General features: G+C 61.9%; 12 protein-coding genes. 8 read left to right on the top strand and 4 right to left on the bottom strand.

The annotated features are described in order from the left end of the window. Positions 1-19: 19 nt before the first annotated feature. Together P0R31_RS31640 and P0R31_RS31635 are read left to right on the top strand one after the other, a co-directional pair. On the top strand, positions 20-760 hold the full coding sequence (locus P0R31_RS31640; protein ID WP_275518493.1) for a di-trans,poly-cis-decaprenylcistransferase: 741 nt from the start codon (positions 20-22) through the stop codon (positions 758-760). 101 nt (positions 761-861) lie between these two features. Beyond that, a complete protein-coding gene (locus P0R31_RS31635; protein WP_275518491.1) occupies positions 862-1,347 on the top strand; it encodes a Crp/Fnr family transcriptional regulator in 486 nt (161 codons plus the stop codon). On the opposite strand, the gene P0R31_RS31630 is transcribed toward P0R31_RS31635, so the two are convergent. Beyond that, positions 1,286-2,113, bottom strand: a complete 828-nt coding sequence (locus tag P0R31_RS31630) for a metallophosphoesterase family protein (protein ID WP_275518489.1) — start codon at positions 2,111-2,113, stop codon at positions 1,286-1,288. The two genes, P0R31_RS31635 and P0R31_RS31630, sit on opposite strands and share 62 nt — an antisense overlap. A 208-nt stretch (positions 2,114-2,321) precedes the next feature. On the opposite strand from P0R31_RS31630, the gene P0R31_RS31625 reads away from it, so the two are divergent. After that, a complete protein-coding gene (locus P0R31_RS31625; RefSeq protein ID WP_275518487.1) occupies positions 2,322-3,008 on the top strand; it encodes a DNA-3-methyladenine glycosylase I in 687 nt (228 codons plus the stop codon). Positions 3,009-3,209: 201 nt separating this feature from the next. Further along, positions 3,210-3,503 carry a hypothetical protein gene (locus P0R31_RS31620; protein ID WP_036038628.1) on the top strand — a complete coding sequence of 98 codons (294 nt, stop codon included), beginning with the start codon at positions 3,210-3,212 and terminating at the stop codon, positions 3,501-3,503. 99 nt (positions 3,504-3,602) lie between these two features. Here P0R31_RS31620 and dinB read toward each other — a convergent pair whose 3' ends face one another. Both dinB and P0R31_RS31610 read right to left on the bottom strand, forming a co-directional pair. Further along, positions 3,603-4,703 (bottom strand): DNA polymerase IV, encoded by a 1,101-nt coding sequence (gene dinB, locus P0R31_RS31615; RefSeq protein WP_275518486.1) that lies wholly within the window; start codon positions 4,701-4,703, stop codon positions 3,603-3,605. Positions 4,704-4,838: 135 nt separating this feature from the next. Continuing rightward, positions 4,839-6,773: an acyltransferase family protein gene (locus tag P0R31_RS31610; protein ID WP_275518562.1), complete on the bottom strand. Its 1,935-nt coding sequence runs from the start codon at positions 6,771-6,773 to the stop codon at positions 4,839-4,841. Between the two features lie 302 nt (positions 6,774-7,075). Here P0R31_RS31610 and P0R31_RS31605 point away from each other — a divergent pair, with 302 nt between their 5' ends. From P0R31_RS31605 to P0R31_RS31595, 3 genes are all read left to right on the top strand, one after another. After that, on the top strand, positions 7,076-7,519 hold the full coding sequence (locus tag P0R31_RS31605) for a TspO/MBR family protein (protein WP_275518484.1): 444 nt from the start codon (positions 7,076-7,078) through the stop codon (positions 7,517-7,519). A gap of 96 nt (positions 7,520-7,615) precedes the next feature. After that, positions 7,616-7,825 (top strand): hypothetical protein, encoded by a 210-nt coding sequence (locus P0R31_RS31600; RefSeq protein WP_157284847.1) that lies wholly within the window; start codon positions 7,616-7,618, stop codon positions 7,823-7,825. Positions 7,826-8,481: 656 nt separating this feature from the next. Beyond that, positions 8,482-9,135, top strand: coding sequence for a class I SAM-dependent methyltransferase (locus P0R31_RS31595; protein ID WP_275518483.1), 654 nt, complete (start codon positions 8,482-8,484; stop codon positions 9,133-9,135). A gap of 535 nt (positions 9,136-9,670) precedes the next feature. On the opposite strand, the gene P0R31_RS31590 is transcribed toward P0R31_RS31595, so the two are convergent. Beyond that, complete coding sequence (locus P0R31_RS31590) at positions 9,671-10,177, bottom strand: hypothetical protein (RefSeq protein ID WP_275518481.1); 507 nt, start codon at positions 10,175-10,177, stop codon at positions 9,671-9,673. 157 nt (positions 10,178-10,334) lie between these two features. Between P0R31_RS31590 and P0R31_RS31585 the strand changes: the two genes are divergently transcribed. Next, on the top strand, positions 10,335-12,665 hold the full coding sequence (locus P0R31_RS31585) for a DNA-primase RepB domain-containing protein (RefSeq protein WP_275518480.1): 2,331 nt from the start codon (positions 10,335-10,337) through the stop codon (positions 12,663-12,665). Positions 12,666-12,892: the final 227 nt, after the last annotated feature.

The raw sequence follows: 12,892 nt of genomic DNA, 5'->3' as shown, positions 1-12,892 counted from the left end.
TTTGACCGGAGACTTTGCAATGCAAAGTGACATCACGTCCCATGACGAGAAGCTCCATGTCGGCATCATCATGGACGGCAACGGCCGATGGGCGACGCGGCGCGGCCTGTCGCGCGTGCGCGGCCACGAGGCGGGTGTCGAGGCCATCCGCCGCATCGTCGAGGCCGCGCCCAAGCAGGGCATCGGCACGCTGACGCTTTACGCCTTCTCCACCGACAATTGGCGGCGGCCGACGGCCGAGGTCGCAGCGCTGATGACCTTGCTGCGCTTCTACCTCGCGAACGAAGTGCAGAGCCTCGTCAAGAACGGCGTGCGCCTCTCCGTCATCGGCCGCCGCGATCGCCTGCCCGACGGCATCGCCGCCGCGATCGCGCGCGCCGAGGCGGCCACCGCCGATGGCCGCGCGCTGCATGTGCGCATCGCCGTCGATTATTCCGCGCGCGACGCCATCCTCAATGCCGCGGCGAAGGCGGCCGCGCTGACCAGCCTGACGCGCGAAGCCTTCTCGCAACTCGTCACGGGCGAGGCTGGCCTTCGCGACGTCGACCTCATCATCCGCACCTCCGGCGAGAAGCGGCTGTCGGACTTCCTGCTTTGGGAAGGCGCCTATGCCGAGCTGCACTTCACCGAGCGGATGTGGCCCGAATTCGATGCTGGCGATCTTGCCGAGGCGCTCGCCGCCTTCCATGGCCGCCAGCGGCGCTTTGGCGGACTGCAGGCCATCCTGCCAGGCGAAGTACCTTCGCTCTCCCAGGTGTGAGGCCCCTCGCGCGCCAGCCGGCCCCCGCCGATTGCCGCCTGGCCTGGATCGTGCTCTAGTCTCCCGGCGTTGGGTACCCCCGCGACGGGAGCATTCGCACCATGCGTGCAGTCCTCGATTATTGCACCGGCGGAACGGAGCGGCAGCTTGCCGCCGGCACCATCATCGTCGCCGAGGGGGGCACCTCCGGCCATCTCTTCGTGCTGATGCAAGGCAGGCTCGAGGTGCTCAAGGGCGAGATGGTGGTCGCCACCGTCACCGAGCCCGGCGCGGTTCTGGGCGAGATGTCCGTGCTGCTGGGCCAGCCCCACACTGCCACCGTACGGGCCTGCTCCGACGCTATCGTCTACGAATTCGAGGATGCCGCCGCGTTCCTCGAGAGGGAGCCGGGCGTGGCGCTGCTGATCGCAAAAATGCTGGCGCAGCGGCTCAACGTCGCCAACACCTACCTCGCCGATCTCAAGCGGCAATATGCCGACCACGGCACGCATCTGGCCATGGTCGGCGAGGTGCTCCAGAGCATGATCAACCTGCCGCCGCTTGAGGTTTCGCCAGGCTCGGATCGGCAATCCGATCCAAGAATGTGAGCCAGTCGGGCGGCGCCTCGATGGGGGCAGCGGGCCGCTGCAGCGGCGCCTTCAGGTCGATCCATTGCGCCTCGCCGGCCGCCAGCCAGAATGCCTTGTCGGCGTCGAGATCGAGCACGATGTAGGTCGGGGGGCGTCCGGGTTGCAGGCCCGTGTTGAAGACCCAGCTCTGCCCCAGCCGGTCGAACCATGATCCGTTGCTGATGAAGGGTGATTGATGCACATGGCCCGAGATCACCATCGACGGCTGGTATTGCATGATCCACTGCACCAGCTCGACGTCGCCGAAGAAACGCTTGCCGCCCCAGCTCGTCGGTGAATCCGCCGGCGGCGCATGATGCACCCAGATCCAGCGCGGCGGCCTGACGGCCGCAGCATCGCGCAACTGCTCGATGAGGCGTTGCTTGACCTGGGGTCCATCCCACCACGGGCACACCGTGAATAGGGTATCGCCGACCGTGAGGCTGTCGCCGTCGCAGGCGATGCCGAGCTCGCGCACCTCAGAGATCCAGCGCGAAATCTTCTCACCCTCGGCGTTGCGCTCGTCGAGATCGTGATTGCCGGAGCAGAGGATCACGCGGGTCGTCGCGGCCAGCAGCGCGAGATACTTCTTCACCACCACGATCTGGGCGCGGAAATCCACCATCGAGCCGATGTCGAGCGCGTCGCCGGCGAAGATCACGAGGTCGAATTGCGGCGCCGCGCTGACCAGCCAGTCGAGCTGCGGCAGCGAATAGTGCAGGTCGGCCACGACCAGGCAGCGCATGGAAAATCCGACGGCCAGAGATCAAAATGTCAGGGAATTCCAAAACGGCATAAAGCAAGAAGCAGACCAGCCCGGCCGCCCCTTTGCATCGATCCAATGAGCGACAGCATGCTGCGTCCCGTCGCAGAGTGCAAGGGGCGGCAATGCGGGGGCTGGACCGGATCGCCGAATTCTGGTGTCGTGACCTGCCCTCAACACCTGTGTTCACATGACCCCCTTCAAGACCATTCGCGCCCGCGCCGAGAAGCGCAAGGGCGGGCCCAAGGCGCTGGACAAGTTGATGCCGGCCAAGCCGGACCTCAAGCGGCTGGCCAAGCTCGGCGACGATCGTATCCTCGCCGAAATGACCAAGCGGGTGTTCTGCGCCGGCTTTGCCTGGAGCGTGATCGATTCCAAATGGGACGGCTTTGAACAGGCCTTCCTGCATTTCCAGCCCGCCAAGCTCAGCTTCCAGCCCGAAGATTATTGGGAGGGCCTGTTGCGCGACGCGCGCATCGTGCGCAACGGCGCCAAGATCATGTCGGTGCGGGACAATGCCGCCTTCGTGCAGGAGATCGCGAAGGAGCACGGCACCTTCGGCAAGTTCCTGGCGAAATGGCCGTCCTCCGACGAGATCGGCCTGCTCGACCTGCTCAACAAGCGCGGCAGCCGGCTGGGCGGCAACACCGGCCAGATGCTGCTCCGCTTCGTCGGCTGGGACGGCTTCGTGACGTCGCGGGACGTCGTGGCCTGCCTGCGCGCTGCCGGTCTCGACATCGCCGAGGAGGTCAAGTCGAAGGGCGATCTCGCCAAGGTGCAGGCGCAGTTCAACGCCTGGGCCGAGGAGTCCGGCCTGCCGTACACATATCTGTCACGCATCTGCGCGCTGTCGGTCGGCGAGAACAGCAGCGAGTAGCGTGCCAATCGACCGATCGTGTGCATCCTGTGGCGATCTTGTGCCGCGAACGCGGCCGATGAAACCCGCGATCACGAAATACATTTCGCAGGAACATTTGTCCGCAGCACCTGTTCGGGATCAGAGCCAGGCGCACAAGGGCGCAGGGAATGCTCGCTCCCGCCTGGCTCGATGAAACCGGATACAACAACGGAGCAGCTCATGAAGCTCACATCTGAACAGGTGAAGCAGACCGTCAACCAGCTCGGCGCTCAGGTGCTGCCCGACGAACATCCGGCGATGCCGCAGCTCAACAGCATGTTCGGCGAGCACACCTTCTTCGTCGACGAGATGGGCCTCAAGGTGCTCGAGCCGACGGGATCGCTCGGCAGCGACCGCCAGAGTGGCGAGGTCGTCAGCCTCGCCGATTGGGGCGATTCCGACCTGACGCGCCTGATGGCGCATGAGCCCGAACCGACCGGCGTGATCGTGGTGTTCGAGCATATGAAGCATTGAGCGGCCCCGAGCGCGACCGACCTCCATCCGTGGCGGATCGAAATATCCGCCACGGTCCATCGCGCTTGGTGCGCTCCGTCGCCGAAGCTCGAGCCGCGTTCAGATGCCCAGCGTCAGCTGCGGCTCCGACTCGCCGGCGGCATGGAGTGACGACAGCGAGATCCCCAGCAGCCTGACGCGCTTGGGCAGCGGCATCTCGGCTTCGAGCAGGCCGCAGGCCAGCCGCTCCAGATCGTCGCGTCCGGCAATTGCCGCCGCGACGGATCGGCTGCGCGTGATGATCTCGAAGTCGGCGAACTTGATCTTCAGGGTGACGGTGCGGCCGCGATTGCCGGTCGTCTCGCAATGCCGCCAGACCTTGTCGACGAGCGGCCTGAGCTCGGCGGCAAGCGCGTCGAACGCGTCGAGGTCGGTCGAGAACGTGTTCTCCGCGCCGACGGATTTGCGAATCCGGTTGGCGCGCACGGGCCGCTCGTCGACGCCGCGTGAGATCCAGTAATAATACGCGCCCGACTTGCCGAAATTCGCGTTCATGAACTCCAGCGACTGGTTGCGGATGTCGCGGCCGGTGAACAGGCCGAGCGCGTTCATCTTCGCAGCCGTCGCCGGACCGATGCCGTGGAACTTGCCGACCGGCAGCGTCTCGACGAAGGCCGGCCCCATCTCCGGCGAGATCACGAACTGGCCGTTGGGCTTGCGATGATCGGACGCGAGCTTGGCCAGAAACTTGTTGTAGGAGATACCCGCCGACGCGGTGAGGCCGGTCTCGGCCTTGATCTTCGCGCGGATCTCGAGCGCGATGTCCCGCGCCAGCGGGATGCCTTGCAGGTTCTCCGTCACGTCGAGATAGGCTTCGTCCAGCGACAGCGGCTCGATGACGGGCGTGTGCTCGGCAAAGATGTCGCGGATTTGTCTGGAGATCGCCTTGTAGACCTCGAAGCGCGGCCTGACGAAGATCAGGGCGGAACATTGCCGCTTCGCCGTCACCGACGGCATGGCCGAGCGAACGCCGAACTTGCGGGCCTCGTAGCTCGCAGCAGCAACGACGCCGCGTTCCGCCGAGCCGCCGACCGCGACCGGCTTGCCGCGCAGCTCCGGATTGTCGCGCTGCTCCACCGACGCATAGAACGCATCCATGTCGATATGGATGATCTTGCGCACGGGCGAGGGCTCGCCGGTCGTCGGGTCGGATTCGCGCATGGAGAGATGATACAATCGGGTGGGGAAATACGCGAGCCGAGGGATGCTTCCGTCTGGCGGCTGAATCGAGCTGCAGAATCGCGGCAGGGTCAGAAGCCATCTCAGCTTGTGAAGATAGACGCTCGTCAGTTCCGCTCAGTGCCCACGGATGAACTCGAGGAGCTGGTTTGAGGCTCCGTCGCCAACGCGCTGCGCACCTGCGACCGTGAGGTGATTGACGTCCCAATAGAGCCAGAGCCCGTCCATGGCGGTCGGACACTCGGCTTCTCCGCACAAATAGCGCTCCGGATAGAGCAGGAACACCTGGTTCGGGTAGCGAATCCGGATCTCCTCGAGCATGGCATGGAATTCGCGATTGTCGGCCTGCACGCGATCGAGAGGCACAGCGGGACAGGGCTTACTTGGTGCGTGCCAGAGGGGGCCCGGTGCGAAGCGGGACATCGGACTGCGGCAGCCTGGCTCGACTCCTGGCGCGATGATCAGGATGCGCCGTCCGCTGCCGCCCAGCTCACGGATCGTGTTCTCGATGCCGGCCCGCCAGACTTGAAGGGCCGGTGCATCGACCTCCGGCGCGAACTCGTTGCGGAGCGCATTGCCGTAAGTCATCCAGGATTGACTGAGCACGATTGGAGCCTGGTTCTGCCTGATCGCGGCGAGGTAGGTATCGCGCTGGCGTTTGCAGTCCTGCGAGCCGTCGAAAGCTGTTCGCACGAGGCCGACGAGCAACGGACAACCTTCGGCCGTATAGGCCTCTCCCCGGACGGCGGCGCGCTTTGCCGCCGGGTCCAGCGCAGCGACATAGTGCTCGGCGAAGGAGTCGCCGAGCACTTGCACGCCGACGGGATCGCTCAACGAACCGAAGGCACATTTAGATTGTGCGCTCTTGGCGCACGGCCAGAAGCCGAAACGCTGCAGATCGGCGATCTCGCGGGCCTCTGCCGGGAGCCGCCATGGCCAGCCATCTTGACGGTTGGCCACAAATGCAACAACCGCGAGCGCGATGATCGTCGCGGCGGCGGGGCCGGCGACTCGCAGCAGCGACGAGCGACCCGCGCGATACGGCTTCTCGATCAGCCGATACATCAGCACAGCCAGCGCCATTGCGAGGGCGACGATCAGCACTTTCGCCGCAATCGACTTGGCGTCATCGCCCAGGATGTAGCCCGCGTAGACGATCAGGGGCCAGTGCACGAGGTAGAGCGAGTAGGATACCAGCCCGATCCCCGCAGCCAGCGGATTAGTCAGGACAGGCGAAAGGACGTGACGGTCGCCCGCCAAAATCACGCAGGCTGCACCCAGACATGGGACGAGGGCCGTCGCGCCAGGGAAGGAGGTCGCATTGTCAAAGCTGACGACCGCGTAAGCGATCAAGGCGAATCCGGCGGCAGCCAACAGCGAGCGCGCTCGGGCCGAGAAGGTCAGCCTCTGCTCCGCAAAGATGACCAGGGCTCCGATCGCAAATTCGAAGGCGCGACAGGTCGGCAGGTAGAAAGCACCCGAGCTGTCTGTTGCGAGTGTCGCTTGCGCGACGCCAAGCGAAAGGATTGCAATGCCAAGAATGAGCAAAGGCAGTGCGCGACCGAGTAGTCTGCGTCCCAGCAGAATGAAGACGGGCCAAAACAGATAGAATTGCTCCTCGACGGCCAGCGACCAGAAGTGAAGTACGGGGCTGGGATCGGTCGAGCTGGCAAAATATGCGTGGCTACCGCGCCAGAAGTAGAAATTCGAGACCGATACCAGGGTAGCCACGACGTCTTGAGTCAGGCCCTTGAAAAGCTCCGGGGAGAACCAGAGGCCGCCGACGGCCAAAATGCCGATGATGGTGACGATTGCTGCGGGAAAGAGGCGCCGGATGCGGCGCTCGTAAAATCGGGGAATCGAAAATTCGCCGCGATCAGCCTCGCTGAGAATGATCCGAGAGATCAGGTAGCCGGACACGACGAAAAACAGGTCGACCCCGACAAAGCCGCCGCCGAACGGCGGAACGTCCAGGTGATAGAAGAATACGCTCAAGACGGCGATCGCCCGGAGCCCGTCAATGTCGCGTCGATGGGATAGCTTTGTAACCAAGTGCTGGATCCACTGGCGGCGGTTCGTCCGACTGCGGATACACGCGCGCCGCTTGCCTTTAGCGCGCCTGCATGCGTTCCTCAACTGCGGAACGGGCTGAGTTCTCCCCCGATCGGCCCGTCGCAGTCGGGCCGTCTCCGTCAGAGCCGGCAACCCATCCGGCGCTGCTGCGAAAAGCAGGACGTTGCCATGCCGCTCAGCGCATCGCTTCTCGTCGCTCGGCCGCAGCGGCGCCAGGCATCGTGTAGGATTCGCTCATGGCAAGATGATACAATCCGGTGATGAGAAGCGCGGGGTGATGGATGTTTCAGTTGTTGATTTTCGTCGCGGGTGTGGTCGGCATTGGCTGGCTGATCGGCGCGACCAATCCCCCCGGTGCGTGGTATGCGAGCCTTGCCAAGCCCGGCTTCGTTCCGCCGAACTGGGCGTTCCCGATCGCCTGGACGATCCTTTACGTCCTGATCGCTGTTGCGGGATGGCGAACCTTTCGCCGTGAACCCAGGGGCAAGGCGATGCTGGCCTGGGCGGCGCAAATGGCGCTGAATTTCGTCTGGTCTCCCGTCATGTTCACGATGCACCAGATCGGCGCCGCGCTCGTCATCCTCATCGGCCTCTTCGTTGCGATCATGACCTACATCGGCCTGGAGATGTCACGCGACAGGCTGGCCGCCGCCTTGTTCGTGCCCTACGCCGCCTGGGTCGCGTTCGCCGGCGTGCTCAATGCGGCGATCTGGCGATTGAATTGAGGCGTTCACTTGAGAGTTCTTCAAAGAAGAATCTCAGGCTTGTGAGTGGCAAGCATGGCCGCGAAACCTAATATGTGCCCGCGGAGGACAAGGCCCATGCAATACAGCTCCGAGCTCATTCACACGATGCGTCAAGCGCTGGAGACCGTGATGGCGAGCGTACCCGCCCATCAATCGGTGTTCGGTCTGAAAGCTGCCGTCGCTGAATGCATCCTGAACGCCGCCGCACACGGCCAGACCTCATATGACGGGCTGGTGACGTCCGCCTCCGACCAGATCCAGGCGATCGTTGCGATGCTGACGTGAGGGCGAGGCAGGTGGTACTTGGCCAGGTGGTACTTGGCCGTGATGCCTGGCAACCTCTGCCTGTCTGAGCGCGTCACGTCGGCGCTGACGTAAGCTGGTCTGCAACATGCTGGCAACTATGCCCGCCGCCGCGCCGACATCCGCCAGGTACGCGGTGATAACTTGCTGCGTCGTCCGATCGGTCGGCGGCTTCTCCAGCATCTCCATGACCTGAGCGAGCGAAATCGGTCACGCGAAGTGGACGGTGCAGCCTGCAATGGGAACGCAGCAGGAAGCGCAGCGGCGAAGGTGACGAGGCGACCGCGAATTTGGTCGGACGACGGGACATGAGCTATGAATGCGTGCATGTACACGGGTCAGGCTTGGCGCAGGAGTCTCTGCAACGGGTCCATCGGCGACGAGCGTGCACGTTGTCGATCCGAAGCTTCGAAAACGTGCAGCGAATATCAAAAAGGGCAGATACCAATCGCGAAACGTGAGTTGACTGATGGAAAAACCAACAGGCCTTGCGGCGTCCTGCGAGCGGGTCGTTGTCGAAGACAAGGCGGCCGGCCGAAACCCGGTTCGAATAGCGTTCGCGGCTGTCACTCTCATCGGTAGGCTCAGGGCATTCGCCGATCCCGCGTCCGCTACGCCGACTGCAAAAGGAGTTATCTATGAGCACCGCGAGCGACGCCCGTTTCTGGGACAGGTCGTCACGGAAATATGCCAAGAGTGCGGTCGCGGATCCGGCTGGATATGAGCGCACGCTCGATCGGACCAGTGCCTTGCTAAAGCCGGGCGACCGGGTGCTTGAGCTGGGCTGCGGAACCGGGACGACGGCGCTGAGGCTCGCAGCCGATGTGCAAAGCTATCTTGCGACGGACTTTTCCGCCGAGATGATCGAGATCGCCAGGGAGAAGCACGGCGCCCCCTCCATCCCGGGGCTTGCCTTCCAGGCCGTGACGGCGGAGACGCTCGCCCCTGAGGCCGGGCCGTTCGATGCGGTCCTGGGCTTCAACTATCTCCACCTCGTCCGCGACCTGCCCGGCACCTTGCGCCGCATCAATGCGCTGCTCGCACCGGAGGGCCTGTTCATTTCGAAGACGCCGTGCCTCGGGGACATGAACCCGCTCATCCGGCTAGCGTTGCTGCCTGCAATGCGCGCGATCGGCATGGCGCCTTATGCCGGTGCTTTCCGGGCATCGGAGCTGGGCGAACTGATGGAGGCCGCGGGCTTCGAAATTCTAGCCACCGAAAACCACGCGACCAAAGGCAATGAGGCCCGGCCATATATCGCGGCGCGCAAGCGCCAAGGCAGGATGCGATGAAGCTGCCGAGCGGGCCGGTCTGTCGACGCTGCGATCCACGCAGTGCCGCTCGACCAGGATGTCTGGCAATGATCGCATGGGAGACCGCTGCCGGACCTACGGAGAGCCGTCAAGGCTCGCGCTGCGTGCGACCGACTTCGTCGGCTCGCGGTCTTGACTGCGCTCCGCTAGTCCGGCTCTCTTGCTGCCGCTGGATTGCGCGCCACTTGACGACTATGCGCGTGCAAGCATGCACCCTGCGATCTTGACTCAGATCGCCTGGCGCTGCTTACCGGACCGAACTAGGAATTGGCGCACCCGACACGATTCGAACGTGTGACCTTTGCCTTCGGAGGGCAACGCTCTATCCAGCAACACAAAAATTCGCTGCAAAATCAATGGTACGGCAAAAGGCTTCGGACCGCAACCCGCTGCGCAGCAGCGGGGCTGTGACAGGAGTGTGACAACCGCTCAAGGGTAAGCCGTACCAAACGCAGTTGCTAACCCGCAGAAAGCGGTCCCTCAAGTTGGCCACGCCGGTTACCGACACGCCAACTTACCGCTTAGGTTTCAGCTTCAGGCTCAAGCGTTCAGCGGTGCGCTCGTCCATCGACACCCAAGCGCTTCCAACTCTGCGCCCGTCGTTGATGATGCTCTTTACCGTACGCTCGGTAACACCCGTTTCGGCCGCCACGATTGCGCGTCGGTCCGTACCCTTGAGAGGAGCACCCTCCTTACGCCTGAGTTGCGTTATCCCTCGCTTCGTTTTGAAGACAAATTCCAAGCGTCCGCTCCTCATAACTCTCTGACACTTCCAACCGGTTCGCCGAGCGATTTCGTCCGCCAAATCGACGCTCATGTTTGTGTTCAATTCTTCAAATCGAAGAACCACCTCCGCGAACCGTTGTAGTGGAGAATCCCGAACGATCTTTAGTCGCTCGGTGATTTCCACATAGACGCCCGGCTGGTCTTTCAGCGGCACCCTAAAGACGAGCGCCATCTCGTTCTGCAAATTAGCGTACACGTCTTCAAGCACTACTTCGCTTAGTTCGAAGTGCAGCACGGCAATTCCTTTTTCGCGGAACCTTCACCTTGGACAATCGGGCCCAGATCAAAAATTGTCCAGTCCGTTTTGGCCAATTTATCGACCTCAACAATTTGTCCAGTTTCCGAATCGTCTCCAGCGTATCGATTGGGCGAAAGCATTTTGCGAGGACAAGGTGAACGCGAATTCTGCAAGCGAATCTGGCTGCCTAGATCGGCTAGAAACTGAACAATACGTTGAGCTTCTACATCGATCCGCCGATGGCGTCAGAGGGAAGCTGATCGTTTGCTGCTTCCATGACGATCATCCTGGCGTCGTGACGCACCACAATGTCGGGGACATCAATAGCACCGTCGAAGCTATTGCAGTGCATTTTGAAGTGCCCGGCGCAAATGTTTACATGCCACTCTCTGTGATGCGCCACGATCTTCCGCGCGGAAAGAAGGGTGGAGAGGCGGACGTCATCGCGGTGCTTGGACTCGTCGCGGATATGGATGCCGACACAGGCAAAATCGGTGAAATGCCGATCGAGCCGAGCTATGTGGTCGAGACCTCACCAGGCAATTCTCAACGGGTCATCCTTTTCGACAAGCCTCTTTCGCCCGTCGAGGCTAAACCACTTGCCGTTGCGCTAAAGAAGGCCAGCGGCTCCGACCACGGCACGGCTGATATCTCCCATGTGTGGCGCATCCCCGGCACATTGAACTGGCCAACGAAGACAAAGCTTGCGCGCGGGCGGAGTGTTGAACCGTTCCCCGTAACGATCAAGGAGCCATTCAGCGGCTTGATCTATGATTCCGCCACATTGAATGAACGTCTTCGGAGCGAAACTCATCAGTCCGCAACGAAATCGGACGCCGTTGGTTTGGATGGTCATATCGATACGACCGTGCTGTGGGCTGGGTTGACTGACATTGCACGCGCTCACCTTACGAGCGATGGGCAACCCAATCGCTCGGACCATCTTGCGCGCATCGTCGAGCAGCTTCATTTCGAAAAGCGCTCCTTGGATGAGACAAGAGCAATCTGTTGTGAACGGCCGGGGGCGTGGGCAGAAAAGTATGAAACTGACGAGCGCATGATCAAAGACATCGAGCGCATCTGGCGGAAGTACCCGGCTGAAAAAGAGAGACAGCACGCGAGAGACGCTGCCGCTGCGGAAGCATTTGTCGCTGCGCAGGTTGCGAGCCCGGCCGTTCGGACGGCGTTCCTGACGCCTCCCGCATTCGATGCAAAGCCATTCGACCTGGTGAGACCCGGTGGCCTAATTACCGATGTGGCAGCTTTCGTTCATGACACGTCGCCGTCGCCAATCCCAGAGTTCGCAATCGCATCCGCTGTTGCGTTGCATGCAGCGATGTTTGGACGCAGGTTTCTCACGCCCGATGGGTTGGGTTTGAACCTATACATTGCAAACGTCGCCGGGTCTGGCTTCGGCAAAGACCGGCCATTGAAGGCGCTTGGGCAGATAGCTGACGCAATCGGCATGGGACATATCGTCGGTCCCAATGACGTGGCTTCGGACTCTGCGATCGAAGTCATTCTCCGCCAGTATGCGTGCCAAGTATTGCCCATAGATGAAATGGGCATCTTTCTAAGCGCATCAGGTCGGGGTTCTGATTCTTATTTGCGCGCTAGACGCAAAACGCTGTTGGAACTGTACTCCTCAGCCACATCACCATGGGTGGCTAAGGTACGAGCATCCGACGCTGCAAACGGCAAAGATCCTAAGCCAAAAATCATATGGCCCACGCTATCTATTCTTGGCGCGACCACACCGCCGACATTCTATGAAGGGTTGGAGGATGATGCTTTTGCGAGTGGCTTTATGGCTCGGTTGATCGTCGTCGCGGTCGATCAGCCACCTAAACGCCAGCGCATCAATGGTTATCCCGAGGTGCCCCGGCAGCTTGTTGATCGTCTTTTGGAAGCCGTCAGTGTGGACGGAGGTCCTTTCGCCGGAAAGATCATTGTGGACCCCTATAAGAAGCCAAGCTACGCGGTTGCGCGTTGGTTCGACGAAGAGGCTGCACTCCGTTTAGATCAGATAAGGGATTGGGCACTTCAGGTGGCGCTCGCTGATGAACGGCGTGGGCAAATCGTCAACCGTGCCGGCGACCACACCAGCAAGCTGGCCACGATCCGGGCGATATCGCGAGACCCACGATCCCCAACGGTTACTGTAAACGACCTCGAATGGGCTTTTGGGATCGTTTGGAGGTCTATCCAAACGGTTGAAGACGGTGCCGAACGCTATATGTCCGGCAGCCCGTTCGAAGCTCTTTGCAAGGCAATCGTGGAGGCGGTCAGGCAGTGCAAGGACGAAGATGGGTTGAAGAACGCTGAGCTACTGCGGAAACCGGGAGTGAAGCAAGCTGATACGCGCACCGTGGACCAAGCACTGACGCGACTGATCAGCGGTACGGGACAGATCGTCAACGTTGGCAAAGAGCGATTAGGTCCCGGCGGAATGGGAGGGCGCTACAAGCTGGCCACGCTGCACTGATCCAACACCGGGTGAGCCCATGAGCCCGGCTGAACACTGCGTTCGGCCCTTCTGGTGTTCACCGGGCGTAGGATCACGTCACCCAGATCAACGCCTAAGCAGTCGTTCGTGAAGAACCGCCGCGGCGCCGGGCTTAGGCGATATTTAGCGCCGGGATGATCTCGAGGAAGGCTCGGATGATGGCACGAAAGAGCTCTGCGAGCCATCGCAGGAGCAAGCCGAAGTTG

Origin of the sequence: Bradyrhizobium yuanmingense (assembly GCF_029167105.1) — a bacterium.
Taxonomy (GTDB): Bacteria; Pseudomonadota; Alphaproteobacteria; order Rhizobiales; family Xanthobacteraceae; genus Bradyrhizobium; species Bradyrhizobium yuanmingense_A.
The sequence above is the reverse complement of the archived record's forward strand: the minus strand, read 5'-3'. Positions and strand labels throughout refer to the sequence as shown.